Source organism: Adhaeribacter aerolatus, assembly GCF_007991635.1.
Lineage (GTDB): Bacteria > Bacteroidota > Bacteroidia > Cytophagales > Hymenobacteraceae > Adhaeribacter > Adhaeribacter aerolatus.
Window position 1 is genome coordinate 71,036 of sequence record NZ_BJYS01000018.1, and the last position, 24,195, is coordinate 95,230.

General features: G+C 45.8%; 24 protein-coding genes. 14 read left to right on the top strand and 10 right to left on the bottom strand.

Annotated elements, in window-relative coordinates; all coding sequences use genetic code 11:
- Positions 1-108 precede the first annotated feature (108 nt).
- From AAE02nite_RS12835 to uvrB, 6 genes are all read left to right on the top strand, one after another.
- Positions 109-882: a phosphosulfolactate synthase gene (locus AAE02nite_RS12835; protein ID WP_146898145.1), complete on the top strand. Its 774-nt coding sequence runs from the start codon at positions 109-111 to the stop codon at positions 880-882.
- A gap of 78 nt (positions 883-960) precedes the next feature.
- Complete coding sequence (locus AAE02nite_RS12840) at positions 961-1,638, top strand: DedA family protein (RefSeq protein ID WP_146898146.1); 678 nt, start codon at positions 961-963, stop codon at positions 1,636-1,638.
- Positions 1,639-1,691: 53 nt separating this feature from the next.
- Positions 1,692-2,426, top strand: coding sequence for a shikimate dehydrogenase family protein (locus AAE02nite_RS12845; RefSeq protein WP_146898147.1), 735 nt, complete (start codon positions 1,692-1,694; stop codon positions 2,424-2,426).
- Positions 2,427-2,637: 211 nt separating this feature from the next.
- A complete protein-coding gene (locus AAE02nite_RS12850) occupies positions 2,638-3,213 on the top strand; it encodes an RNA polymerase sigma factor (RefSeq protein ID WP_146898148.1) in 576 nt (191 codons plus the stop codon).
- Positions 3,194-4,894: an outer membrane beta-barrel protein gene (locus AAE02nite_RS12855; RefSeq protein ID WP_146898149.1), complete on the top strand. Its 1,701-nt coding sequence runs from the start codon at positions 3,194-3,196 to the stop codon at positions 4,892-4,894. Before AAE02nite_RS12850 ends, AAE02nite_RS12855 begins: the two co-directional genes overlap by 20 nt.
- 587 nt (positions 4,895-5,481) lie before the next feature.
- Positions 5,482-7,512, top strand: coding sequence for an excinuclease ABC subunit UvrB (gene uvrB, locus AAE02nite_RS12860; protein WP_146898150.1), 2,031 nt, complete (start codon positions 5,482-5,484; stop codon positions 7,510-7,512).
- A gap of 351 nt (positions 7,513-7,863) precedes the next feature.
- On the opposite strand, the gene AAE02nite_RS12865 is transcribed toward uvrB, so the two are convergent.
- From AAE02nite_RS12865 to AAE02nite_RS12890, 6 genes are all read right to left on the bottom strand, one after another.
- Positions 7,864-8,232 (bottom strand): VOC family protein, encoded by a 369-nt coding sequence (locus tag AAE02nite_RS12865; protein ID WP_146898151.1) that lies wholly within the window; start codon positions 8,230-8,232, stop codon positions 7,864-7,866.
- Positions 8,233-8,322: 90 nt separating this feature from the next.
- Positions 8,323-8,925 (bottom strand): nucleotidyltransferase family protein, encoded by a 603-nt coding sequence (locus AAE02nite_RS12870; RefSeq protein WP_146898152.1) that lies wholly within the window; start codon positions 8,923-8,925, stop codon positions 8,323-8,325.
- 39 nt (positions 8,926-8,964) lie between these two features.
- Positions 8,965-10,125: an XdhC family protein gene (locus tag AAE02nite_RS12875; RefSeq protein WP_146898153.1), complete on the bottom strand. Its 1,161-nt coding sequence runs from the start codon at positions 10,123-10,125 to the stop codon at positions 8,965-8,967.
- Positions 10,126-10,288: 163 nt separating this feature from the next.
- Entirely contained in the window at positions 10,289-12,538 is a 2,250-nt protein-coding gene (locus AAE02nite_RS12880; RefSeq protein WP_146898154.1) for a xanthine dehydrogenase family protein molybdopterin-binding subunit, read from the bottom strand.
- A 10-nt stretch (positions 12,539-12,548) separates the two neighbouring features.
- The gene (locus AAE02nite_RS12885) at positions 12,549-13,532 is read right to left on the bottom strand and encodes an FAD binding domain-containing protein (protein WP_146898155.1); all 984 of its coding nucleotides are present in this window, start codon (positions 13,530-13,532) and stop codon (positions 12,549-12,551) included.
- Positions 13,529-14,179 carry a (2Fe-2S)-binding protein gene (locus AAE02nite_RS12890; protein ID WP_146898156.1) on the bottom strand — a complete coding sequence of 217 codons (651 nt, stop codon included), beginning with the start codon at positions 14,177-14,179 and terminating at the stop codon, positions 13,529-13,531. The genes AAE02nite_RS12885 and AAE02nite_RS12890 overlap by 4 nt, the downstream gene beginning before the upstream one ends.
- A 118-nt stretch (positions 14,180-14,297) precedes the next feature.
- Between AAE02nite_RS12890 and AAE02nite_RS12895 the strand changes: the two genes are divergently transcribed.
- The 5 genes from AAE02nite_RS12895 (at position 14,298) to AAE02nite_RS12915 (ending at position 16,788) form a co-directional block, all read left to right on the top strand.
- Complete coding sequence (locus AAE02nite_RS12895) at positions 14,298-14,705, top strand: GNAT family N-acetyltransferase (RefSeq protein ID WP_146898157.1); 408 nt, start codon at positions 14,298-14,300, stop codon at positions 14,703-14,705.
- Positions 14,706-14,952: 247 nt separating this feature from the next.
- Complete coding sequence (locus tag AAE02nite_RS12900) at positions 14,953-15,258, top strand: hypothetical protein (protein WP_146898158.1); 306 nt, start codon at positions 14,953-14,955, stop codon at positions 15,256-15,258.
- Positions 15,258-15,632 (top strand): hypothetical protein, encoded by a 375-nt coding sequence (locus tag AAE02nite_RS12905; protein ID WP_146898159.1) that lies wholly within the window; start codon positions 15,258-15,260, stop codon positions 15,630-15,632. The genes AAE02nite_RS12900 and AAE02nite_RS12905 overlap by 1 nt, the downstream gene beginning before the upstream one ends.
- A 44-nt stretch (positions 15,633-15,676) precedes the next feature.
- Complete coding sequence (locus AAE02nite_RS12910; RefSeq protein ID WP_146898160.1) at positions 15,677-16,201, top strand: GNAT family N-acetyltransferase; 525 nt, start codon at positions 15,677-15,679, stop codon at positions 16,199-16,201.
- A gap of 353 nt (positions 16,202-16,554) precedes the next feature.
- Entirely contained in the window at positions 16,555-16,788 is a 234-nt protein-coding gene (locus tag AAE02nite_RS12915) for a PLDc N-terminal domain-containing protein (RefSeq protein WP_170252595.1), read from the top strand.
- Between the two features lie 9 nt (positions 16,789-16,797).
- Here AAE02nite_RS12915 and AAE02nite_RS12920 read toward each other — a convergent pair whose 3' ends face one another.
- Positions 16,798-19,002: a B12-binding domain-containing radical SAM protein gene (locus AAE02nite_RS12920; protein WP_146898162.1), complete on the bottom strand. Its 2,205-nt coding sequence runs from the start codon at positions 19,000-19,002 to the stop codon at positions 16,798-16,800.
- A 422-nt stretch (positions 19,003-19,424) separates the two neighbouring features.
- Between AAE02nite_RS12920 and AAE02nite_RS26300 the strand changes: the two genes are divergently transcribed.
- A complete protein-coding gene (locus AAE02nite_RS26300) occupies positions 19,425-19,595 on the top strand; it encodes a hypothetical protein (RefSeq protein WP_170252596.1) in 171 nt (56 codons plus the stop codon).
- Positions 19,596-19,704: 109 nt separating this feature from the next.
- Positions 19,705-19,980, top strand: coding sequence for a hypothetical protein (locus AAE02nite_RS12925; RefSeq protein ID WP_146898163.1), 276 nt, complete (start codon positions 19,705-19,707; stop codon positions 19,978-19,980).
- 89 nt (positions 19,981-20,069) lie between these two features.
- On the opposite strand, the gene pruA is transcribed toward AAE02nite_RS12925, so the two are convergent.
- From pruA to AAE02nite_RS12940, 3 genes are all read right to left on the bottom strand, one after another.
- Positions 20,070-21,701, bottom strand: a complete 1,632-nt coding sequence (pruA, locus tag AAE02nite_RS12930) for an L-glutamate gamma-semialdehyde dehydrogenase (RefSeq protein ID WP_146898164.1) — start codon at positions 21,699-21,701, stop codon at positions 20,070-20,072.
- A gap of 179 nt (positions 21,702-21,880) precedes the next feature.
- Positions 21,881-22,594 carry a YjjG family noncanonical pyrimidine nucleotidase gene (locus AAE02nite_RS12935; RefSeq protein ID WP_146898165.1) on the bottom strand — a complete coding sequence of 238 codons (714 nt, stop codon included), beginning with the start codon at positions 22,592-22,594 and terminating at the stop codon, positions 21,881-21,883.
- Positions 22,595-22,673: 79 nt separating this feature from the next.
- On the bottom strand, positions 22,674-23,063 hold the full coding sequence (locus AAE02nite_RS12940; RefSeq protein WP_146898166.1) for an ArsR/SmtB family transcription factor: 390 nt from the start codon (positions 23,061-23,063) through the stop codon (positions 22,674-22,676).
- Positions 23,064-23,149: 86 nt separating this feature from the next.
- On the opposite strand from AAE02nite_RS12940, the gene AAE02nite_RS12945 reads away from it, so the two are divergent.
- Positions 23,150-23,842 carry a carboxypeptidase-like regulatory domain-containing protein gene (locus AAE02nite_RS12945; RefSeq protein WP_146898167.1) on the top strand — a complete coding sequence of 231 codons (693 nt, stop codon included), beginning with the start codon at positions 23,150-23,152 and terminating at the stop codon, positions 23,840-23,842.
- The last annotated feature ends 353 nt before the right edge of the window (positions 23,843-24,195 follow it).

Genomic DNA, 24,195 nt, shown 5'->3' on the forward strand with positions numbered 1-24,195 from the left:
AATAGCCGGTGTTTTACATGATTTTTAAATAACCATTAAGGCTCCTTTATTAAGAAAACATCTGGGCTTCAACCATTTGATAGTAGTTTAATATAACAACACACCTTAATGAATTATACCCTTAACCATTTGCCTGAGCGGGATGCCAAACCGCGGGAAAAAGGATACACCATGGCCATGGACAAAGGCCTGAGCATCCGGGAGGTAGAAGATTTTATAGAAGTAGCCGGCGAGTACGTAGATATTGTAAAACTGGGCTGGTCTACCTCTTACGTAGTGCCTAATTTACAGGGCAAGTTAGATGTTTACAAAGCGGCCGGCATTCCGGTTTATTTTGGCGGCACCTTGTTCGAAGCCTTTATTATCCGGAATAAATTTGATGAGTACCGCCGGATTCTGGATAAATACGAACTGCAATACGCGGAGGTATCAGATGGCTCTATTGAGTTGCCACACGAAGATAAATGCAACTACATCAGGACTTTGGCCGAGCAGGTAACGGTTTTGTCGGAAGTTGGATCGAAAGACGACCAGAAAATAATTCCGCCTTATAAATGGATTAGCCTGATGCAGGCCGAACTGGATGCCGGCGCCTGGAAAGTGATTGGCGAGGCCCGGGAAGGAGGCAACGTGGGTTTGTTCCGCTCTACCGGCGAAGTAAGAAGTGGTTTGGTAGAAGAAATATTAACAAAGATTCCTTTCGAAAAAATTATTTGGGAGGCGCCGCAAAAAGAACAACAGGTTTGGTTTGTAAAATTACTCGGAGCTAACGTAAACCTGGGTAATATTTCGCCGAAAGAAGTGGTGCCGCTGGAAACCATCCGGCTGGGCTTACGCGGCGATACTTTTTTACATTTTATAAACCTCAACGAGGTGCAATAATTTAAGGCCGGAAGGGTTACAATGGCAAATACCTGCTCCGGCCACTTATTTTTATTAGTTTATCATTAACCGGCCTACATGGACCTGCTGCATAATTTTATTGATTTTTTCCTGCACCTGGATGTGCATCTTTCCCAAATTATTCACGATTATGGTATTTGGGCTTACTTAATATTATTCCTGATCATTTTCGTGGAAACCGGCCTGGTAATTATGCCTTTCCTGCCCGGCGACTCGCTGTTGTTTGCGGCCGGGGCTTTTGCGGCGCCGCAACTAACCCAAACCGGCGAACTGGTGCCTGGGCCTTTTAATGTTTTTTACCTGATTGGGTTATTATTTGTAGCAGCTTTTCTGGGCGATACGCTTAATTATTACATTGGCGATTACATTGGTCCTAAAGTGTTCCGGCGCAACTACCGTTTTCTGAAGAAAGAACACCTGCTCAAAACGCAGCATTTTTATGAAAAACATGGAGCCAAAACTATTATTTTTGCCCGCTTTATACCCATCATTCGTACGTTTGCACCCTTTATAGCAGGCGTAGGCACCATGAAGTACAGTAAGTTTATTGCTTATAATATTATTGGGGGCTTTATTTGGGTGGCTTTGTTTATCGGAGCCGGTTATTTCTTTGGTAATATTCCGGCGGTTAAAGAGAATTTTACCCTGGCTATTTTTGCCATTATTTTTATTTCTATTCTGCCGCCGCTGTACGAATTTGCCAAGCACAAGTTATCTGCCAAAAGCCGCGCCTGATAAATTTAACCCAATATATAATATTCAAGAGTAGACAAATCCGCACCACCAGCATGAAAGCATACGGCCTGATTGGTTATCCTTTAACGCATTCGTTCTCGGAGAAATATTTCGCCGAAAAGTTTAAGGCCGAAAATATTACCGATTGTGTTTACAAGCTGTATGAACTACCGGATATCCAGGCCTTTCCGGCGCTGATAAAATCCATCCCCAACCTGCACGGCCTGAACGTAACGGTGCCCCACAAAGAAAAAGTAATTCCTTACCTGGATGCAGTAGAAACCCAGGCAAAAAAGATTGGCGCCGTAAACGTAATAAAATTTCAGAACGGCAAAACCACCGGTTACAATTCCGATTACCAGGGCTTTATGCAATCGTTAGAGAATTTTTATTCTGTTAAGGCCAATTCCAAGGCTCTGATTTTTGGTACCGGCGGGGCGGCTAAGGCAGTTTTAGCAGCTCTCGATTCGCTGGGTATCTCTTACAAAATAGTTTCGCGCCAGCCGCAACCCAGCCAGCTCCATTACAACGAGCTGCACCCGGATTTGATGGCGGAATATTCATTATTGATAAATACTACCCCATTAGGCACTTATCCCAAAGTAGATACCTGCCCGCCCATTCCCTACGAAGCCCTTTCGGAGAACCATTATTTATACGACCTGGTTTACAACCCGGCCGAGACCTTATTTCTGCAAAAAGGCCGCGCAGCCGGCGCTAAAATTAAGAACGGCCACGAAATGCTGGTGCGTCAGGCCGAAGTAGCCTGGGTAATCTGGAACAGCTAAAATAAATATTGCTGCTCCGGCTACTCTTATAAATAGCTCATTTTCAACGCTGTTTAACGCTAAAAATATTGGCAACAGTACTTTTTTAGGTGCTTCCTTATATAGTATATTTGAAATTATTTTTAAAATAATTTTCTTCCTTGCAACCAATCCGGCTACAGGTGGGTCATGATGGCGAGGGTTTTAAAACTAAGGATATTCGTAGGTCTACTTGAAGCTTTTTCGGAAAAATCTTACCGTTGAACAGGAACTGGTGCAAGGTTGCATAGCAGGTAAAAGAGCTACGCAAAAAGCGCTCTACGACCTCTATGCCAAAAAAATGATGGCGGTGTGCCTGCGTTACGCCAAAACCAGTTTTGAGGCGGAAGATATTATGCAGGAAGCGTTCGTAAAAGTTTTTGAACACATCGGTACGTTTAAAGGTGAGTGCCCGTTGGAGTTCTGGATCAGACGGATTATGGTAAACACGGCCCTGAAGCACCATCGCAAAAAAATGTATGTGAGCTCCGTAGCCGAAAGCGATAAAATCGAAAATATACCCGAAGAAGAATTTGTCTTATCGAACTATGCTTACGAAGACTTGTTGGGCATGGTCCAAAGTTTAGCCCCTCGCTACCAGCTTATATTTAATTTATATGCCATAGAAGGTTATTCCCACAAAGAGATTGCCACCATGCTGGAGATTTCTGAGGGAACCTCTAAATCGCAATATTCACGTGCGCGTGCAATCTTGAAAAACATGTTGGAACGTCACGAAGAAAAATACAATGAAAGAATTATCAGATAAAAGCAAACCTCAGCGCCTGGAAGAATTATTCCGGACCCGCCTGGAAACGGCGGAAGCAGAACCGTCGGAGCGGGTGTGGGAACGGATTGAACAAGGGCTGGACCTGAAAGAAGCCGGCTATTACAAAGAGCGGGTAAACTGGTACCGGTCGTTGGCAGCAGCTTGTATTGTTTTGGTAATGTGTGCGGCCATGTATCTGTATTACGATGTAAACTCACGGCAACCTGCCAATCAGGGCATGGCGAACTTACCGACGAACCAAAGTAACCCCACCATTGCCGAAAACAAAGCAAATCCCACCACCGCAGAAACCAACCGTTTAAATAATAACAGCCGGCAGCCGGCCGAAGATAAAGCCGCGCGTTCGGAAACTGATTTACCGGCCCGGGCCGGATTAGCCGCCGTTGAACCAGCATCTAAAAACCCGGCAAAGACTCATAATGCCGCTGACGTACCGGATAATCGGGATAATAGAAAAGTTAAAGCAGACCAAACCTATGCCGCTACCCCAACCAGTTCTGGCAAATTAAACCAGAATAACCTGGTGGCTGTGAGTAATGGCATTAATAATATGGCCGGCGTAAATATTGGGCTGACGGATGCCGGCCTAGTAGCACTGACTAATGAGGCAAAAACGCGAATATTAGCCGGCGATAAAACCGCAACAGAAGACCTGGAGCCATTGGTGCCGGTAAGCGCCTGGGCCGGCTTGCGTAAAGCACCCATGGCAGATTCGTTGTGGAAACCAAAGGCCATTGAGGCGACCCCGCCCGCTCTGGCTTGGGAACCAACCATTGCGCCGGAACCGGAAAAACCTAAAATGGCGCGGTGGAGTTTTAGCGCCAGGTACGCACCACAGTATTTTAATCAGAATATAGAACTGGCTTCGGCGGCCTCTCCGCAATACTTAATGGCGCCTAACCTGAGTAACTTTAACGGAGCGCCGGCCGCCACTGTAAATGCTACTGGTTATACCGCTGCCCTGAATGAATATGACCAAAATACCTCATCGGGTTTTTCTTACAACACAGCGGCGGCGGTTGGTTATGCCCTAAACGAACATTGGTCTTTAGAAACCGGCCTGCTGTTTACCCAAAATGTGGCTTCCAGTAAGTCGTCGTACGTGTTTAGTAATTCTTACCTGGCGGCCCGCTATAGCAATGCCGATCCGGGAGCCAATTTCAATGACACTAAAAATATGGCGCAGGCGGCTGCTTTACCTACTACGGCTTTGGTAGCTTCTTTAGCGGGGCAGCAACACCTGGGTAATGCCGCTGTAATTCAGACGCCTTCCTTCGAAACCGAATACCGCTACCGGTCGTTGGGCGTTCCTCTTAAACTGAATTACCAAACCAAAAGCCGTAAATCGTTTTACTTTGCTTCCGTGGGCTTGCTGACCAACTTACTCGTACAAGCCAATATTATTTCGGAATCGAGCCGGGTGCCCGATATGAAATTTGGAAACAATGCGGATTCGCCCTTCCGGCCCTGGCAGTTTGCCACGGTATTATCGGCCGGTAAAGGGTTCCGGGTTTCTAAGGCAATTAGTTTAAGAGCGGGTCTGGAAGGTACCCAGTACCTGACCAGCCTGGCCGCGCATCCCGAAAATTTACATAGTAAACAACGAAAACCATACTCGATTGGTGTTGCTTTCAGCTCCAGTTATACGTTGGGCCGGTAAAGGAACAAGTCGAATCCTAATTGCCAGATTTTTAATTATTATTCGGTCCCAACCTAAATAGATTCAGCGAGGATTTTACCTCTTACCATACTGTACTCATTTAGCATACTATACCTGCTTAATATTTGAGCAGGTTTTTTTAGTAATCAGTTTTTAGTGATTTGCTATTAGAGATTAGTTATTAGCTATCATCCCCAAACGTTCAAACCACTCACCAAATAGCTCGATATTGTTCGGTCATTTTGAAATAATCTATTGCTCAACAAAACTTAGGGGCAAAATAAATAATACCAATATTGCTCCTATCATTTTCTGATTAACAGAACCGGCTGGAATCCTTCTATTTGTTCATGCCGAAAACTAGGTGATTTATTATGCGGGAATCAAGACTATTAAATATAAATAGTTCGGTTACAGAGATTAGGATTATGATTTATTCTAATTATCTGAACAGCAATCCTAAAGCAAGTAGTTATTAGTAAATAACACCAAAAATTTAGCAATTAAGCTAAATTAATTAGAGCAGAGGCAACTAGCCGGGTGCAATTTTTGTTACAAATTGATCTGATTATTTCTAACTTTATTCCATGGATTTTAAGCTAACATCGGAGTTTAAACCAACCGGCGACCAACCCAAAGCTATTGCCCAATTAGTAGAAGGCGTCAGAAATGGCGAACCGGCTCAGGTTTTGCTGGGGGCTACGGGTACGGGTAAAACGTTTACAGTGGCTAATGTTATTCAGGAGGTTAAAAAGCCAACCCTGGTACTTTGCCATAACAAAACCCTGGCCGCCCAGTTGTACGGGGAGTTCAAGAGCTTCTTCCCGAATAACTCTGTCGAATATTTTATATCGTACTACGATTATTACCAGCCCGAAGCCTATATCGCTTCTACGAATACCTTTATCGAAAAGGACCTGGCCATTAACGAGGAAATCGAAAAGCTGCGGCTGCACTGTACTTCGGCTTTATTATCGGGCCGGCGCGATGTTATTGTGGTGGCTTCCGTTTCGTGTATTTACGGTATTGGTAACCCCGAAGAATTTGGTAAAAATGTAATTTATATTCGGCCGGGCCAGCGGGTTAGCCGCAACCATTTGCTGTACCAGTTTGTGCAAATATTATACAGCCGCACCGAAGCTGAATTTACGCGCGGATCTTTCCGGGTAAAGGGCGATACCGTCGATATTTTTCCGGCTTACGCCGATTACGCGTATCGCATTTATTTCTTCGGCGACGAAATTGAAGCTATTCAGCGAATAGATCCCGGCACCGGAAAAAAAATTGGCGATGAAGACCAGGTAGCTTTGTACCCGGCCAACCTTTTCGTCACCGGTCAGGACGTCATGCAACAAGCCATTCAAGAGATTCAGTTCGATTTAATGGCCCAGCACAATTATTTCCTGAAAGAGTTTCGCGAAGAAGAAGCCAAACGCATTAAAGAACGGACAGAGTTCGACTTAGAAATGATACGGGAATTAGGCTATTGCTCCGGCATCGAGAACTATTCCCGCTATTTCGACCGGCGGCAGCCCGGCGCGCGGCCGTTCTGTTTGCTCGATTATTTCCCCAACGATTTTCTGATGGTGATAGACGAGAGTCACGTTACCACGCCCCAGGTGCGGGCTATGTGGGGCGGCGACCGGTCGCGCAAAACCCAATTGGTAGAATACGGCTTTAGGTTGCCTTCGGCCATGGATAACCGTCCGCTTACTTTTAACGAGTTTGAGTCGATGATGCAGCAGACCATTTTTGTGAGCGCTACGCCCGGCGATTACGAGTTGCAGAAAGCCGGCGGGGTAGTAGTGGAGCAAATTATTAGGCCAACCGGCTTGTTAGACCCTGAAATTGAGGTTCGCCCGAGCATTAATCAGGTAGATGATTTGCTCGACGAAATTGATAACCGCATTAAAATGGGTGACCGGGTACTGGTAACCACACTTACCAAGCGCATGGCCGAAGAATTATCTAAATACATGGACCGGCTGAATATCAAGGTGAAATATATTCACTCGGAGATTAAATCTTTAGACCGGGTGGAAATATTGCGGGAGTTGCGCCTGGGCCACATTGATGTGCTGATTGGCGTTAACCTCTTGCGCGAAGGGCTGGATTTACCCGAAGTATCGTTGGTAGCTATTCTGGATGCTGATAAAGAAGGTTTCCTGCGCGACCAGCGTTCGCTTATCCAGACTACCGGCCGGGCGGCCCGGAACAGCCAGGGAAAAGTAATTATGTACGCCGACCGCATGACGGGTTCGATGCAACGCACGATAGACGAAACCAACCGCCGCCGGGCTGTACAGATGGCTTACAACGAAGTACACGGCATTACCCCAACTACCGTTTTCAAATCGAAAGAAGAGATTATGGTACAGACTTCGGTAGCCGATGCCCGGAAAGAAGTGAAGATTTATGCTGGTCCGGACGACGCGGAAATGTCTTTAGCGGCGGAACCGGTAATTCAATATATGAAGCGCGACGAACTCGAAAAGCTGATTAAGAAAACCGAAAAGCAGATGGAAGCCGCCGCCAAAGATTTGGACTTTTTACAAGCTGCTAAGTTCCGCGACGAGTTGGCCGAATTACGAAAGTTATTGAAAAGCAAACGAGAGTAACAATGTACAAAAAAGAGCCGCAAGGCTCTTTTTTGTTACTAAGTCTTTCAAATAATATCAAATAGTAAATTCCAGATTCCATAGCAGCATAACAAACCGCATTCCCTACTTGTCATTCTGTTAAGAATCTTCTGCATAAGTTGGATAAACAGGTAATAAACCTAGTCTGGAATTTACCTGTGACGCCTTCTATACAGAAGATTCCTCCGGAATGACGGGTGTGGAGGAAATGATTCACACTTTCAGCTATGGAAGGTCCTTCTTACTAACTGGTATAATATCAACTGTTTTCTTTTTTGTGCCGTATCTCAGCGGTATATTTTAGTTAAGATTATTTCGGGCTTAAATGCTTTATTTAGCAAATTCACCAAAGTGCCACAATACACCTGAGGGGTCATGCATAAATAATTCTCTTCCCCAATCAAATTGCTTAATTTCTGTAATTTTTACGTTTTTAAATTTAGCCGTTAATTCTTTACGGCGTAAATCCTCGGCGCATTTTTCAAGGTTGTCTACTTCTAAAAATATCATCGAATTATTTATCCAATCTTCTACATAGTAGTCCTGCAAATAAAAACTTAAATTTTCATTTACCTTAAACAAACACATCTTTTGGTCAATTATAATTTCCTCAAAATCAAGTGCCCGGTAAAACGATCTTGATTCTTCATGATTTTTAGCGCCAATAAATGTGCGAATAGATTTTGGTTGATAGTTCATGTAATGTAGTCTTTGCCGGTTGTTTACTATTTTTCCTTTCGTAAACAACTGGTAGGTGGCGGTAATATATTTACGGATGTGGATTATTAATTACTCTCCAAAACGATGCTGCTGGAGGGCTTCGTAATCCTGGGGCGTATCGATATCAAAAGTGCCGAGCGGGAAGTCGATGGGGGTAACTACTTCGGCGTGCCGGAACAATAATTTTTTAGCGCCTTCCTGGATCTGTAAGGCTAATAATTCCGGGAAGAATTGTTTGTCGAATAAGGCGGGAGTGCCCAAAGTATCTTGGTACGAGCAAGCAATAATGCCGTGGCCGTGCAATCTTTTTTGTTCTACCATGTCATTTAATAAAGCGGTAGTAACAAACGGCTGATCGCAAACCATAATAATGGCACCGTCTATATCCGGGGCCAAATCGTTTAAAGCCAATATTCCTTGCCGAATGGAAGAGGCCATGCCTTCTTGCCAATCGGGGTTAAAAATGGTTTGCACTGGTAAATCGTTCAGGCTGGCCTGGAAAGCTTCGGCGTTGGAACCTAATAGTACCAAAACCTGCTCGCATGATGAGGCCAGGGCAGTTTGGATAGCGCGTTGCAACAAAGGCTGGCCTTCGTATAATAAATTTTGTTTGGGTTCGCCGAGGCGGCTAGAAGAACCGGCTGCCAATAAAATAAGTCCAACTGAAGCCATTGTACAAGAATTTTAAATATTTTTTCCGGATATTACCTATTACGGCAAAAGTGTAACCTGGGTAATGGCTTCGTCCTGGCGGGCATGAATAACATCCGGTTTGTCGCGGAGCAGGCCACCGGTTTTACCAGCCAATACAGCTTTTATTTCCGAGATAATAGATAAAGCAATTTCTTCCGGGTTTTCTGCACCTAGTTCTAAACCGGTTGGGCCATATAGTTTCTGGCGCTGCGCCTCGCTGGGGTTAATGCCTTCGTCCTGTAGTTCGGTCAGCATCCGGTCCAGTTTCTTTTTTGGACCTAAAGCACCAATGTAAGAAATATTTAACCCAATTAGTTGCCGGAGCATGGCCAGGTCGTAATTGTAGTTGTGGGTCATTAATACAAAAACGGTTTGGGCATCTACGGCTAACTGCTCCAATACTTTTTCGGGTTTGGCAATTATTACCTGGTCGGCTAACGGAAAACGCTCGGGCGTGGCGTAATTGGCGCGGCCATCTACTATCGTTGTTTTCCAGCCTAAAACTTTGGCAATTTCCACCAGCGGCCTAATATCATTGCCAGCCCCGATGATGACCAAAGCTATCGGTGGTTTCAATAATTCTACAAAGGCGGTAAGGTTATGCGGGCCGGTAACATATGTTTTTATAGCCGATGTTTGGGTGGCAAAAACTTCGGCAGCATCGGCGGTTAACTGGGTTTGCAGGCGAGTGTCCGATACAGAGCCGGAAAGTTGACCGTTAGCGAGTTGCAGCAAACAAGTGCCGGGTTGGGGTGCCTGCCGGTTTTGCAAGTTAAATAAAGTAACCAGCACGGCTTGTTGTCGTCTGGCCAATACAGCTTTAAGCAAAGCAATGGGATTAACCGGGTTAGCTTGTTGAATAGGCTCAATTAATATTTGAATAATGCCGTTGCAACCCAAGCCCACGCCCAATTTGGCATCGTCTTCGTCGGTGGTGTCGTAGGTTACCAGCATCGCTTTTTGCTGCACCATCACCAGCCGGGCTTTACGTAGGGCATCGCCTTCGAGGCAGCCGCCACTAATGGCGCCGGTCAGCTGACCGTCTTCGGTAACCAACATGCGGGCCCCGGGCCGCCGGTACGATGAGCCGGCTACGTGTACCACCGTGGCAAGGGCTGTCTGCTTGCCGGCCAACTGGGCTTCGTCGTAAGCTTTTACAATTTCCTGTATTTCTTTCATGAATTTAGTATCAGGTCAGGTAACCAACTGCAAAGCAATGCTTTAATTAATCTTTTTAAATTTATTTCGAACAAAAATTTTGTCAAATTTACACATATTTAAACGAATAGCAGAGCATTAACGATACCTGATTTTTGCCACCCATACTTGCTACTTTTTTAACTCAAATTAATTTATCCGGCGTTATGGGTAGGTCGCGTATGCGCTTGCCGGTAGCCTGAAACACCGCATTGGCCACCGCTGCAGCTACGCCCACAATGGCTATTTCGCCGAGGCCTTTCGCACCCACCGGATTCACGTGCGGGTCGTGCTCATCAATAAAAAAAACATCGATCGGCGGAATATCGACGTGGACGGGTACGTGGTAATTGGCAAAATCACCGGTTACGTAGCGGCCAAAGCGGTGGTCCATTACCGATTCTTCGGTTAAAGCCATACCAATCCCGCCCACTACGCCGCCAATAGATTGGCTGCGGGCCGTTTTATGATTAATTACTTTACCTACGCCGGCACACGTTACCACCCGCTTAACCCGTACTTCGCCGGTAGTTGGGTTTACGTGTACTTCCACGAAATGCGCCCCAAACGCTGACATAGAATATTTCTGCCATTCAGCACCGGGCTTCGATTCTTCGGTTACTTCCAATTGGGGAAGGTTGTTTTGCTTTAATATTTCGGTATAAGTAACACCAGTTGCTGGATTTCCGGTTTTAAATATTCGTCCTTGCTCAACCGATAAATCTGCGGGGTTAGTATTGTATAAAGTTGAATTAGGCGTGTTTACAGCCAATTGCAGTAGCTTTTGTTTTAAGGCCTCGCAGGCTACTTTAACTGCCGAGCCCACACTCGAAACCGTAGTAGAACCGGTTTGGCCGGGTGCATCGGGTAACGTAGATTCGCCTAAATCGAAGCGGATAAAGGCAGGCGAAAGGCTTAACGTATCAGCGGCAATCCGGGTCATGGCCGTGCCGGTGCCGGGGCCTATATCACTGGTAGCGCTTTGCACGATAACTTTACCATCGGCCTGGAAAACGGCCCGGGATTTGGCATAATTTCGGTGTACGCCAAAAGTACTCGAAGCCATGCCGTAACCAACCAACATCTGGCCCTGGCGCATGGAGCGGGGTTCCGGGTTACGCTTGTGCCAGCCGAAATGCGCTGCGCCCTTGGCGTAGCATTCTTTTAACGATTTACTCGACCAAGGCAAATTTTTCTCCGGGTCAGAATCAGCGTGGTTGCGTCGCCGCAGTTCCAGCGGGTCCATCTGTAAGGCGTAAGCCAGTTCGTCCATCGCCGATTCCAAAGCATAAACACCGGTTACTTCGCCGGGGCCGCGCATCCAGGTGGGCGTATTTACATCCAGGTTAACCAACCGGTAGCGGGTACTTACGTGGGGACAGTCGTAAAGCATCCGGGTAGCCAGAATGGTTCTTTCGGTATGTTCTTCGTAAGTCGAAGTGTGGGCAACCGCTTCGTGGGTAATGGTCGTTAGCTTCCCGTCTTTCGTAGCGCCCATGGTTATATGCTGAATGGTTTCGGGCCGGGAACCTACGGAGGTAAACATTAATTCGCGCGGCAGCACCAGCTTTACCGGACGTTGCACTTTTTTGGCCGCCAGGGTAGCAGCCATTACGTGCGGCCACACCCGAATGCCCGAACCAAAGGCACCGCCAATAAATTTCGCCTGCACTTTTACATTTTCCAAAGGCAACTTAAAAGCCCGGGCTAAATTGCCTTGGGTGCCTTTTATTACCTGGGTTTTATCGTACAGGGTTAATTTATCCGGGGCCTCCCAATGGGCAATAATAGCGTGCGGCTCCAACGGGTTGTGGTGTTCGGTAGGAATTTTGTAAGTAGCTTCAATTTTTACGGCGGCGGTATTTAATTCTTCGGGGTTGCCCCGGTCGTAATCGTGGTACCTGGAATTTTTATCGCGTTGCACATTGGCGGGTAAAGCCGCCCGGGACAAGTTGGCTTCTAAATTGGTCTGGTGTGGTTCTTTTTCGTACTGCACTTTAACCAGTGAGGCCGCAAATTCTGCCCGCTGCCAGGTATCAGCTACTATCACAGCTACCGGTTGCCCGCTGAAATAAATTAAATTATCGTGGAATACCCGCAACGGAGTGCCCAAAGTAGCGCGTTGCGGCATGGCTGGCGAAGAACCATAAGCCGGTACCCCCGGCGAATTTACATGACTGATTACCGCCAGTACGCCCGGTGCCTGTTCGGCCAGTTTGCTGTCCAGAGAAGTAATACGGCCTTTGGCAATGGTGCTGGTAACCAAGACGGCGTGGGTTACATTCGGTAACTGGTATTCGGCCGCATAAGTAGCGGCTCCGGTTACTTTCAAACGTCCGTCTACCCGGTCTAAGGAATTATCGTTATTATCCTGGTCGAAAAATGCTTTTTCCATAGACGATTGTTTATGCGATACCTGCGGCGGCTTTTAAAGCCGCTGCTATGCTATTAGGCGCTAATTTTAATTTATAAGCATTGTGGTTAAACGCCTTGGCGCCCTGCATGGCTAGCTCCGCCGCACTCCGGAAATTAGCTTCCGAAACCGGCTTTCCTTCTAAAAACTTTTCAGCTTCAAATAAACGCCAGGGTTTATGTGCTACACCGCCCATCGCTATTCTGGCAGCCGTAATTATATTTTTATCTGTAGCCAATGCCGCCGCTACAGATACCAGGGCAAAAGCGTAGGAGGCCCGGTCGCGAGCTTTTAAATAATGCACTTTTTGGGCAAAAGGCTTATCAGGAATATCAATAGCCAGAATCAGTTCGTTTCTTTCCAGGATGGTATCTTTTTCGGGTTGGTCACCGGGCAGGCGGTGCAGGTCGGTGAATAATATTTGGCGCTCGCCTTGGGGGCCGGCCACTACTACCGTTGCATCCAGGGCCGCTAAGGCCACACTCATGTCGCTGGGGTGTACGGCTATGCATTTATCGCTGAACCCAAAAATAGCGTGCATCCGGTTAAATCCTGCCAGGGCACCGCAGCCCGAACCTGGTTCGCGTTTGTTGCAGGGCAGGGCAATATCGTAAAAATAAGGACAGCGGGTGCGTTGCAAAATATTGCCGCCCATGGTAGCCATATTCCGTAACTGCCCCGAAGCGCCCGCTTCCAAGGCCTGGACCAGCAAAGGTTGTTTTTCCCGTACAAGTTTATCCTGGGCTACTTCGCTGTTCAGGGCTAAAGCGCCAATCCGCAGGCCATTGTTGTTAAACTCAATTTTTTTCAGGGGCAGCTTATTAATATCTACCAGTTTTTCCGGCGCTGCCAGGCCGCGTTTCATTAAATCAAGTAAGTTGGTGCCGCCTGCAATAAACATCGCTTTGGCGTCTTTGGTCAGGGCATCAATGGCAGCCTTTTGTTTCGCGGGTTGTATGTACTGGAACTGGTTCATACCTTTTGCCCGCTTTGGTTAACTTCCATAATGGCATTTACAATATTGGGGTAAGCACCGCACCGGCAAATATTACCACTCATATATTCCCTGATTTCTGGCTCCGAACCAGCCTGGCCCTCCCGAATGCAAGCGACTGCCGACATTATCTGACCGGGGGTGCAATAACCGCATTGCAGGCCATCGTGTTTAATAAAGGCTTCCTGTAACGGGTGCAGTTTCTCGCCATCGGCTAATCCTTCGATGGTGGTTATTTTGCGTCCATTCTGCATAACGGCCAACGACAAGCAGGAAAGTACCCGCTTCCCATCTACGTGTACTGTGCAGGCGCCGCATTGGCCGTAGTCGCAGCCTTTTTTGGTGCCGGTTAATTTTAAATCTTCGCGCAATAAATCCAGCAGCGTAACCCGCGGCTCTACGGCCAGCTTGTGCCGGGTGCCGTTTACGTGAAGGGTAATTTTTACTTTCTCAAAAGCTGCAGTCACTTGGTCTTCCATTTCAGCGGCTTTAAGTACCGGAGGAGGTGTAAGCGCCAAGGCCACCAGGGCCGAGGATTTTTTCAGAAAAGTGCGCCTTGCTTTGTTAGGAGCGAAACTGCCCGGTTCTGTTGATTCATCCACCCCATCGGTTTTTTTATTTCTTGCCATAAAAATATTAATTCGGAAAATATTAGTCTGACGCTAATAGCGTGAGCGGACTAGTAAATTTAAGTAACGAAATTTTAATATTATTGCCTACTTTATTCCGAATCAAATCGCAGAAATAATGATCCGCTACCAACAAGGCAATAATTTGAACCTGGATGCTATAATTGAGCTTTACCGGGCATCTACTTTAGGCGAACGCCGGCCCGTTGAGGACCGGGAGCGCATGGCGGCCATGCTGCAACATGCGAATCTGGTAATAACAGCTTGGGACGGCGAAAAACTGGTTGGTATTGCCAGGGCATTAACCGATTTTGTGTATACTACGTATCTGTCGGACTTGGCCGTGCACCAGGCTTACCAAAAACAGGGAATCGGCAAAGAACTCATCCGGCGTACCAAAGCGGCCACCGATCCGCGGGCCAGCTTAACTTTGCTGGCTGCTCCGGCTGCCCAGGAATATTATCCGCACATTGGCTTTACCCATATGCCGCAATGCTGGCGAATTAATGCCGGCGAAAATATATAAGTTTATAAGTTCAGATAATTAGATAAGGATGCCTGTTTAACTCGTAGCTTTTTTCTTTAAGTTATAGAGTTCATCAGCACCGGCGCTACCATGTAGGTTGATAACTATAGACAACAGAAAATTGGATGTAATCCGTTTTCCCGGTTCATCAGCCCAACTATTTACAGAATTTGGTATATGCATAAAATGCGCGGTTAAAACTTGCTTTACTCCTGTTTTGCTTGCAAATTTGGTTAAATTCCAGGTTATGGCCTCAACCTTTAAATCATCTAAGAAATGTCCGCATTGTGGCGAGTGGTCGGAGTGGAACCAGCAACCCACCGATACTTGCCAGTTTTGCGGCGCTTTGCTGGATGACAGAACGTTGCTCAGAGAAGCGGCGCGGGAATTGGAGCGGAAAAAAAAGAATCGAATAGAAATTGATATCATTGAGATTTATCCCACGGATTCCCTGCCCGTCAAAATTGGCAAACGGCTTATTCAGGCCGTTCAGATTTCATTTATAGGCATTGTTTCTTTTATTATCTGGTTTCTGACCATGCTTGCCGGCTAATGAAACTGCTTCGCAGGCCTTTTTTTCTGGTGGCAGCCGGCCTGTATCTGGTAAACCGGTACCTGCTGGCGCACCTGGACTTAACATCTTACAAAGTTCCTTACCTGAACGATGTGCTTTGCCTGCCGGTGGTTTTAACCTTAGCCTTATGGCTGCAGCAAAAGCTTTTTCCGCGTACCGCCCGCTCCCGCCTGAATGGGGTGCAGGTTGTTTTTACAGTTATTTATTTCTCCGTTTTTTTTGAAGGAATATTACCCACTTTTTCGAAGCGATATACCCGCGATTATTGGGATATCTTGGCGTATGTGACAGGGGGCTTTATTTATTATTGGTTCCTCAATCCTAAAAGAGAATCGCTGCCAAAACCCCAATAGATTAATATTTATTTACCTTGACGAACGTACATCAATTACTTTCTGTGAAGCCAAATATACCGGTCCGGACGGCTACTAGCCAGGATAATATTTTATTGGCCCGGCAGGGTTTGGAAACTTTTGAACAGGCCTTTGCGGCGCAGAATACGCCAGAAGATATGGCGGCCTACCTGGCGGGTACTTTTAGCCCGGAACTGCAAGCCGCTGAGCTAGCCGACCCGCATAACTTGTTCTGGCTGATTTATACCACTGAAGTACCGGTGGGTTATGTAAAAATATCCACCGGCGCGGCTGCAGCTTGCCTGACACAAGTAAAAGCCCTTAAAATAGCCCGGTTTTATTTATTACAAGTCTGCTGCAGTCAGGGAATCGGGTCTGCTGTGCTCCGCCAGGTTCAGCATTATGCCCGGAAAAATGGCTTCGCTTCCGTTTGGTTAACCGTTTGGGAACATAATCCTGCCGCATTGGCGCTTTACCAGAAGCTCGGTTTCAAAATGGTAGGCGACGAAGATTTCGTGCTGGGTCAGGATGTGCAGCACGATTTTGTTATGGATAAAAAATTAATTTAAAGTAGAATAATTGTCTAACATTAATTCTATATTTAATCAATAATGATCGTATTAAATGAAGAAGACATAATGCTGTTCCTAAACAGTTTACAAAGTTTTGAATAGGTAATTATCTTAATACTTTTTATACTGTGCGAAGCAATTTTAAAGGCAATACGAATAAAATTGCCTGGTTATAGGTCGTTACTCTCATTCTAAATCCTTTAATCGGCCCAAACCAGAAATTAAAAGCTTCGGAAAAAGATTTCTAAATAATTACCTGGCGCGGCTAAATTGGGGGATGCATTTATTCTCGTGGCTTTTGGAAAGAGACATCTGTACCAACTTAATTGTTAAAACTTTAAATGTGTTTTATGCTTTTATTTATAGGTGGTCTTGGCTTAGTTGAAGTACTAATTATTTTATTGTTTACCATATTCCCGTTATTCCTGTTAATCTGGGCCTTGGTTGATATTATCCGGAGTGAGTTTAAGGATAGCGTTACCAAGCTGATTTGGGTGATTGTGGTAATTTTTGTGCCATTTGCCGGCCCGCTTTTATACCTCATCCTCCGGAAAGGCCAAAAGGCAAAACATAATAATATCTAATCCTTTTACTTAAAAAAGCAGCAAACCTTTCTCGCGCAGCAACAGCCATTCCGGAGAAATCAGGAATTGCGAAAACGGCATTCCCGCTTCCGCTGGAAAACTAGCTTCCAAATCTTTCAACAGCAGTTTGGTTTCGTAATCGTGGTGCAGTTGGGTAAGCGTTTGCTGCAACCAATTACCTATGGCGGGGTTGGTTTTAATTTGAAAATCCTCGGATTTCTCGTAAAACGTAAGTACCGCGCGGGAAATATTTTTGCCTTTCTTCGTTACTGTAATTTCTTCTAAATCGGGGGCATTACCCAGCCAGAACACCCGTAGGTTACGTTTTTCGTTGTCGGGCTTGGCAGGGGCATTAATGGCTTGCGCAATCAGGTGGCGTGGGAGCGAGGGCCGGGGCACTTTCGTATCGAACCAGAATTGCAGCGGTTCTTCCAGTCCGATGCCGTGCATGTAATTATAAATAGATTTAGATAAGCCCTGGGCAAATAATTCGTGATCGGCGCCCTGCGGATCATCGTGCCACAAGTCATTATCAGCAAAATTACCGGCGGGCGGTCCAACTTTTACCACGCCGTATTTCTCCGGATTTTTGCCTACGGGGCTATGCGCCGTCATTGAAAAGCGGTGCCAGAAACCCGACTGAATAACGTTGCTTTCGAATAATTGCCGTACTACTTCCAGCGAATCGATGGTTTCCTGGACGGTTTGGGTGGGGAAACCGTACATGAGGTACGCGTGCACCATAATGCCGGCATTGGTAAAACCTTCGGTTACGCGGGCTACTTGGGCAATGGTAACGCCTTTCTCCATTTTGGCCAGCAACCTATCCGAAGCTACTTCCAAGCCACCCGACACCGCAATACAACCCGACGCCGCCAGTAAGCGGCAGATATCGGGCGTAAAAGTTTTCTCGAACCGAATATTGCCCCACCAGGTTATTTTTACGTTGCGGCGCAGCAATTCAATGGCTAAATCGCGGAGCGCGAGTGGGGGAGCGGCCTCATCTACAAAATGAAAGCCTGTCTGACCAGTTTGGGCCACAATTGCCTGGATGCGGTCCACCAATAAAGTAGCCGGCGCGGTTTCGTAGCGGGAGATATAATCGAGGGTAATGTCGCAGAAAGAGCAGCGTTTCCAGTAGCAGCCGTGGGCTACGGTTAATTTGTTCCAGCGGCCGTCGCTCCAGAGCCGGTGCATGGGATTAGTCACTTCTATTACCGATAAATATTCGGTTAAAGGCAAATCGCTGTAATCAGGCGTACCTACTTCGGTATGCAGAATATTGGCATCGGTGCAGCCGTTCTGGTAAACTACCTCACCGTTTTGGCGCATAAAGGTGCGCTGCAATTGTTCGGCTGCACACAGATTTTGCCAATATTCTAATATTTTCAGCCACGGGCCTTCGCCATCGTCGAGTGTAACAAAATCGATATAATTAAATAGCCGTGGCTCATTTAAGCTGCGCAGTTCAGTATTGGGATAGCCACCGCCCATCAGGGTTTTTATCTCGGGATTATGAGCTTTGGCAAATTGGGCCAGTCGCAAAGCTCCGTACAAATTACCCGGAAAAGGTACCGAAAAACCAATTAAATCCGGTTTTACTTCAGTAAGCTTTTTGGCCAATAATTCCAGCAACATTTGGTCTACCAGGTTAGGCGTTTCCTGTAGCGCATTTTCTAACGGGTCGAAAGAAGTGGCTGATAAAGCTAATTTTTCAGCGTAGCGGCTGAAACCGAAATATGGGCAAACGGTTTCTTTAATTAAATCGGCTAAGTCTTCTAAATACAAAGTAGCTAAGTGCCGGGCGCGGTCCGTGATACCCATGTTGCCAAAGGCGTATTCCAGATCGGCAAGCTGATCGAAACGTGAACCTTCGGGCAGAAAACCGTTGTAGCAAATTTGCTGCGCCAGCGTAGTGTCTTTGTTTTGCAGAAACCGGATTACGGGTTCGATGGTCTCTAAATAATAAGGCCGCAGTCGCAGGATGCGTTTGTTGTTAGCGGATATTTTACCGTTAGCCGTAGCAGCTTCGTCAAAAATCCGGGTAAGGCCGGAGCGGCAAAACATCTTTAAAACCAGTTCAATCCCAAAATCAGCCTGGTGTACGATATACCCTTGCTTGCCCAGAAAACCTGTGAGATAAGCCGTAGCCGGATAAGGTGTATTTAGCTGCGTCAGCGGCGGGGTAATAAGCAGGATAGCCGGTTTTTTCAAAAGAATGGATTTGCGTTGGAGATAGAACAAACGCTTCGTAACAGAAGTTTATTTGGGGCAAAATTAGCCCTTATATCTTTATTCTGAAAATATGATTTAAGCACCTCTTTACGAAGGTGGGCAAGGTAGCAGGTAGTGACACAGCGTTTCGGCAGTAATTTGGTTAAGCTTTTTCCTAATGCATCGTTGTTTAAACCGTAACCGCTAAATTATTCAAACTGCATTTGTATTTATCCCGAAGTAAATGCTGGGCGATAATTATTAATAGTTTTTTATACTTAGCTGGCTTTAGGATAATACTGAAATTGCCTATTAAACACGTAAATCGGGCTTCCAGACGCATCATTTCCGGGCATTTTAAGTTAAATTAATATAAAACATTTTTACCAATAAGCGTGGAATCTCAGGAAACAAGTGCCAAAATGAAGTGGCTTTTTAGCCGGTCCGATTTAAGTAAGTATGACATTACCGAATGCCTGGATATTCTAAGGTATCTTCAGACTTTCGACAAGGCAGAATTAAAAACAGAAGAATTTAAAAAATTTAGCTATCAGCTGGAGTGCCGCATTAAAAGTCTGGTACTGCAAAAATAATATGCCAGATCAATTCCAGGCCACTTTATAATATAATGTTTAAGGGATTTCCAAAGCAGCTAGTATAAACGATTTGGTAAATAGATTTCAAGGTTAAGGGGGAATAAAGATGAAGGAGAAATACCAAAAGCTAATCAGGAATTTACGGTTTTACCGCGATAATCTGGCCTGGTTTGAGCAGCAGTACCAAGGTAAATATTTGCTTATTTGGGAAGAGATGTTGGCCGGAATTTATACTTCCTACGAAGAAGCGTTGGTGGAGGCTAATGGTGAATTTGAACCGGGAACTTATTTATTAAAGCATTGCCTTGCAGAGTCTATAGACCCCAAAAAATATGCTGCTAAAAACGGAATATTTCAGGCTATTCCTAACGCTCAGGCCTAATTGCAGATTAAAAAAATACTTCCGAAATAAATTGAAGAAGCCACTATTTTGCAGTGGCTTCTTCTATTATAAATATGCAAATAATCTAATTAATCCTGCTGCAAAAACGGGTAACGGTAATCTACCGGTGGTACAAAGGTTTCTTTAATGGTACGGGTAGAGGTCCAGCGAATAAGGTTAAAAACCGAACCGGCTTTGTCGTTGGTGCCGGAAGCGCGGGAGCCGCCAAACGGTTGTTGCCCCACTACCGCCCCGGTAGGCTTATCGTTGATGTAGAAATTACCCGCTGCGTGCAATAATTTTTGGGTAGCTAAATCAATGGCATAGCGGTCCTGCGAAAATATGGAACCGGTAAGACCGTACGGTGAAGTGGTGTCTACTATTTCCAAAATTTCTTCGAACTGATTTGGTTGGTAAACATAAACAGTAAATACCGGGCCGAAAAGCTCTTCGCACATGGTTACGTAGCGCGGGTCTTTTACTTTTAAAACAGTTGGCTGAATAAAATACCCTTCCGATTTGTCGTAGGTGCCGCCCGCAATTATTTCTACGTCCGGGTCGTTTTTAGCGGCATCAATGTATTTGGCTAGTTTATCGAAAGATTTCTCGTCGATAACAGCGTTAATAAAATTGCCGAAATCTTCGGTAGAACCCATTTTAAAGGATTGCAGATCTTCGGTAATAAATTGTTTTACATCATCCCAGAGGTTGGCCGGAATATAGGCGCGCGAAGCGGCCGAACATTTCTGACCCTGGTATTCAAAAGCACCCCGCGAGATGGCAACCGCTAAAGCTTTGGCATTAGCCGACGGATGCGCCACGATAAAGTCTTTGCCACCGGTTTCGCCGACAATGCGCGGATAACCTTTGTAAGTCTGAATATTTTCGCCGATGGTTTTCCAGATTTGTTGAAATACCGCCGTGCTGCCCGTGAAGTGAATGCCCGCAAAATCCGGGTGTTTAAAGATAACATCGCCGGCAACCGGACCATCAACGTAAATTAAATTAATAACCCCGTCGGGCAAACCAGCTTCTTTAAATAATTGCATAATTAGTTGCGCCGAATAAATCTGGGTGTAAGCCGGTTTCCAGACCACCACATTGCCCATCAGGGCGGGTGCTGCCGGTAAGTTGCCCGCAATGGCCGTAAAGTTAAAGGGTGTTAACGCAAATATAAAACCTTCCAGGGGCCGGTGCTCTAAACGGTTCCAAACGCCCGGCGATGATTTGGGTTGCTGGGCGTATATCTCGGTCATGAAGGCGGCATTAAACCGCAAAAAGTCAATCAGCTCACAAGCCGAATCAATTTCGGCCTGGTACACATTTTTTGACTGGCCCAGCATGGTAGCAGCATTCAGGCGCGCCCGGTAAGGACCAGCCAGTAAATCGGCGGCTTTCAGGAAAATAGCGGCGCGGCTTTGCCAGGGCATGCTGGCCCAGCGTTGGCGGGCCGCCAGCGCCGCAGCAATGGCCTGGCGCACGTGGCCGGCATCGCCTTCGTGAAAATACCCCAATACGTGCCGGTGCTCGTGCGGCGGCGATAGCGGTTTTTTGTTTTCGGTGCGAACCTCCTGGTCGCCAATGTACATGGGTATATCGGCCTGCTGACTCTTGAAAGCCCGCAGGGTATTTTGCAATTCTATTCTTTCCGGCGAACCAGGTACATACGTTTTTACCGGTTCGTTAACGGGTGTGGGTACTTTAAAAAATCCGGACATAATTAATATATGGATGTTAGATATAGCGGTTAACGACCACTGTTACAGTAGGTGTGCAGCGCGGCCGAACCAGTTTCGTAATAAAATGAACATTACCTGATTAGCATAACGGTATTATGGCTAATCGGGTGCAAAAGTATGGTATATTTACTTTAAACCAGAGCGTGGGTTTTAAAGCTGGCTTACAGAATAGTCATGAGCTGGCTCAGGCAACTGATTTCGTAAGTAACGCGCTGGGTGTGCCGTTTCTTTTCGGGGTTGAAAAATACCTGGTCGATGCCCGCGTTTTTGGCTCCCAGAATATCGGCTTCCAGGCTGTCGCCAATCATCAGACAAGCTTCGGATTTTACACCCGCCCGTTCCAGTGCATGCTGAAATATTTTTTTATCGGGTTTGGTGCAGTTGGCACATTCGGAGGTAATTACTTCTGCAAAATATTGCCCCAAGTTAGAAGCGTTCATCTTAATGGCCTGGACATCTTTAAAACCGTTGGTAATAATGTGCAGCACGTACTTGCTTTTTAAATAGCTAAGGGTTTCGTGGGTGTAGGGGAAAACGGCGGTTTTGGTCGGGCAAATAGTGGTAAAAGCTTCGTGGAGGCCGGCGGGTACCTGCTCCGGCGTTAAACCCAATTTGGTTAAGGTAATTTCAAAGCGGCCTACCCGTAATTCCTGCTGCGTAATTTTACCTTCGTGAAAAAGGCGCCACATGCGGTGGTTAATGTAGCTGTATTTTTTATAAAAATCGGTAGAAGTAAACTTACCAAACTGGTGCAGTTGAAACGTATCATATAACGTGTAAATCGTTTCAGCGGCATTTTTCTCGAAATCCCATAAAGTGTGGTCTAAATCGAAAAAAAGGTGCTGGTAATTTTTTACGGGGGTATAACGTGGCATTATAAGACAGATTTTGCAGAAGTAAACAGATTAACGTAGCAAATGTTTTAAGCTTAACACCCGGCAGTTGTTAAGAAGTTCAGGGGGCGGCTACCCATTTGCGGTTGTGCAGCTTGTTTACGGCAAGTTCCCGGTTCGAGTATAAAACTAAGTAAGTGTTCTGGTCTTTTATTAAAACATCATCTTTTTCCAGGTAATTAAAAACCTGGTTGAGCAAATCGGCGGTTTCATCGCGCAAAAAGTAGTAAACCCAGTTATCTACCCGCCGGAAACTAACCAAACCCGAATTTTTTAAATAAATTAAGTGCCTTGACGTCTTAGTTTGCGTAAAATCCAATACCTGTTCTATATCCGAAATGCACATTTCTTTGTTCTTTTGGAGCAGGTTCAGGATGCGGATACGGGATTCGTCGCCGAGGGCTTTGAATACTTGTTCGCCAAAACTTACGTTAAAATGTTTGAGCCGCATAAGGTAGGTAGATACTGGTAACAAATTTAGGGGTTTAGTAGCTACCAAGCTAAAAAAAGAGTATCATTGTATTTGTCAGCGATAATATGTTTAATTTTATAAATATTCTTTCCCCGAGCGCAAACGGTTATGTAAAAGTACTTGCTTGCCTGCTTTTAGTTTTATTTGGCTTTCTGGCTACAACCGAAGTAAAGGCCCAGGGCAAACCTAAAGTAGTGCAATTTTCGGGTATTGTGGCCACCGGCGACAGCCTCTACGGGGTGCCGGGCGTAACAGTTTATGTGCCCAAAGCGGGCCGCGGTACGGTTACCAACGATTATGGCTATTTTTCGCTGGCGGTGCTGGCCGGCGACAGTATTGTGGTGCGGGCCGTTGGTTACCGCCACTTAACCGTAAAAATACCTCGTAACTACGATAAACAAAGTTACTCGGTAGTGCTGGAACTGAAAGAAGATGTGAATGTGCTGCCCGAAGTGCGGGTATGGCCTTACCCGACCGAGAAAGATTTTAAGCAGGCCTTTATGAACTTGAAATTGCCTACGAAGGATTTAACTGGTCCGGAGCGCAGCCTGAACGAAAAATTAATGGCCGAAATCTTTAACAATACCCCGGTGAGTGCTTCCGCCAATTTCCGGAATACCATGGATATGCAGCAATTGCAGTACGACCGTAACCGGGGAATTGCCCCCAACCCCTATACCAATAACCCGCTGCTAAACCCACTTTCCTGGTTTAAATTTATTAACCAGGTTAAAAACGGCGACCTGAAAAGGAAGTAAAATACTTTGCTACCCGATTGGAAGCCTAAAAGCTCCAATCTAACAGGTATTAAAGCTTGTGGTGTGGATGGCAAGAATTAGAGAGATACCCACCATCCGGAACCTGAACGATCTAAAAAGGTGACTAATTCTGGGATGTGACAGGTAACAATCGGGCGAAATTTAATATTAAAGCAAATAAGTACCAAAAATGAGCATAAGGGGAGAATATTCATCTCTCTATATATAAATATGTCGTCTCAAGAAAAGCACTAAGCCCAAATGGGGCATTTGCTTAAAATAACAGCACTTATGTGACGTATAGTTGGATGTATATGCGAAGAAGCAAAGTTTAATGGATTGCTGCATTATTT

What these genes read in the sequence shown, in the direction of transcription:
- AAE02nite_RS12935 (WP_146898165.1), bottom strand. Translation starts at nt 22,594, where the DNA reads ATGCCACGTTATACCCCCGTAAAAAATTACCAGCACCTTTTTTTCGAT.
- AAE02nite_RS12890 (WP_146898156.1), bottom strand. Translation starts at nt 14,179, where the DNA reads ATGGCAAGAAATAAAAAAACCGATGGGGTGGATGAATCAACAGAACCG.
- AAE02nite_RS12905 (WP_146898159.1), top strand. Translation starts at nt 15,258, where the DNA reads ATGAAACTGCTTCGCAGGCCTTTTTTTCTGGTGGCAGCCGGCCTGTAT.
- AAE02nite_RS12865 (WP_146898151.1), bottom strand. Translation starts at nt 8,232, where the DNA reads ATGAACTATCAACCAAAATCTATTCGCACATTTATTGGCGCTAAAAAT.
- AAE02nite_RS12885 (WP_146898155.1), bottom strand. Translation starts at nt 13,532, where the DNA reads ATGAACCAGTTCCAGTACATACAACCCGCGAAACAAAAGGCTGCCATT.
- AAE02nite_RS12840 (WP_146898146.1), top strand. Translation starts at nt 961, where the DNA reads ATGGACCTGCTGCATAATTTTATTGATTTTTTCCTGCACCTGGATGTG.
- AAE02nite_RS12895 (WP_146898157.1), top strand. Translation starts at nt 14,298, where the DNA reads ATGATCCGCTACCAACAAGGCAATAATTTGAACCTGGATGCTATAATT.
- AAE02nite_RS12915 (WP_170252595.1), top strand. Translation starts at nt 16,555, where the DNA reads ATGCTTTTATTTATAGGTGGTCTTGGCTTAGTTGAAGTACTAATTATT.
- AAE02nite_RS12855 (WP_146898149.1), top strand. Translation starts at nt 3,194, where the DNA reads ATGAAAGAATTATCAGATAAAAGCAAACCTCAGCGCCTGGAAGAATTA.
- AAE02nite_RS12945 (WP_146898167.1), top strand. Translation starts at nt 23,150, where the DNA reads ATGTTTAATTTTATAAATATTCTTTCCCCGAGCGCAAACGGTTATGTA.
- AAE02nite_RS26300 (WP_170252596.1), top strand. Translation starts at nt 19,425, where the DNA reads ATGAAGTGGCTTTTTAGCCGGTCCGATTTAAGTAAGTATGACATTACC.
- AAE02nite_RS12940 (WP_146898166.1), bottom strand. Translation starts at nt 23,063, where the DNA reads ATGCGGCTCAAACATTTTAACGTAAGTTTTGGCGAACAAGTATTCAAA.
- uvrB (WP_146898150.1), top strand. Translation starts at nt 5,482, where the DNA reads ATGGATTTTAAGCTAACATCGGAGTTTAAACCAACCGGCGACCAACCC.
- AAE02nite_RS12925 (WP_146898163.1), top strand. Translation starts at nt 19,705, where the DNA reads ATGAAGGAGAAATACCAAAAGCTAATCAGGAATTTACGGTTTTACCGC.
- AAE02nite_RS12845 (WP_146898147.1), top strand. Translation starts at nt 1,692, where the DNA reads ATGAAAGCATACGGCCTGATTGGTTATCCTTTAACGCATTCGTTCTCG.
- AAE02nite_RS12875 (WP_146898153.1), bottom strand. Translation starts at nt 10,125, where the DNA reads ATGAAAGAAATACAGGAAATTGTAAAAGCTTACGACGAAGCCCAGTTG.
- AAE02nite_RS12900 (WP_146898158.1), top strand. Translation starts at nt 14,953, where the DNA reads ATGGCCTCAACCTTTAAATCATCTAAGAAATGTCCGCATTGTGGCGAG.
- AAE02nite_RS12835 (WP_146898145.1), top strand. Translation starts at nt 109, where the DNA reads ATGAATTATACCCTTAACCATTTGCCTGAGCGGGATGCCAAACCGCGG.
- AAE02nite_RS12880 (WP_146898154.1), bottom strand. Translation starts at nt 12,538, where the DNA reads ATGGAAAAAGCATTTTTCGACCAGGATAATAACGATAATTCCTTAGAC.
- AAE02nite_RS12870 (WP_146898152.1), bottom strand. Translation starts at nt 8,925, where the DNA reads ATGGCTTCAGTTGGACTTATTTTATTGGCAGCCGGTTCTTCTAGCCGC.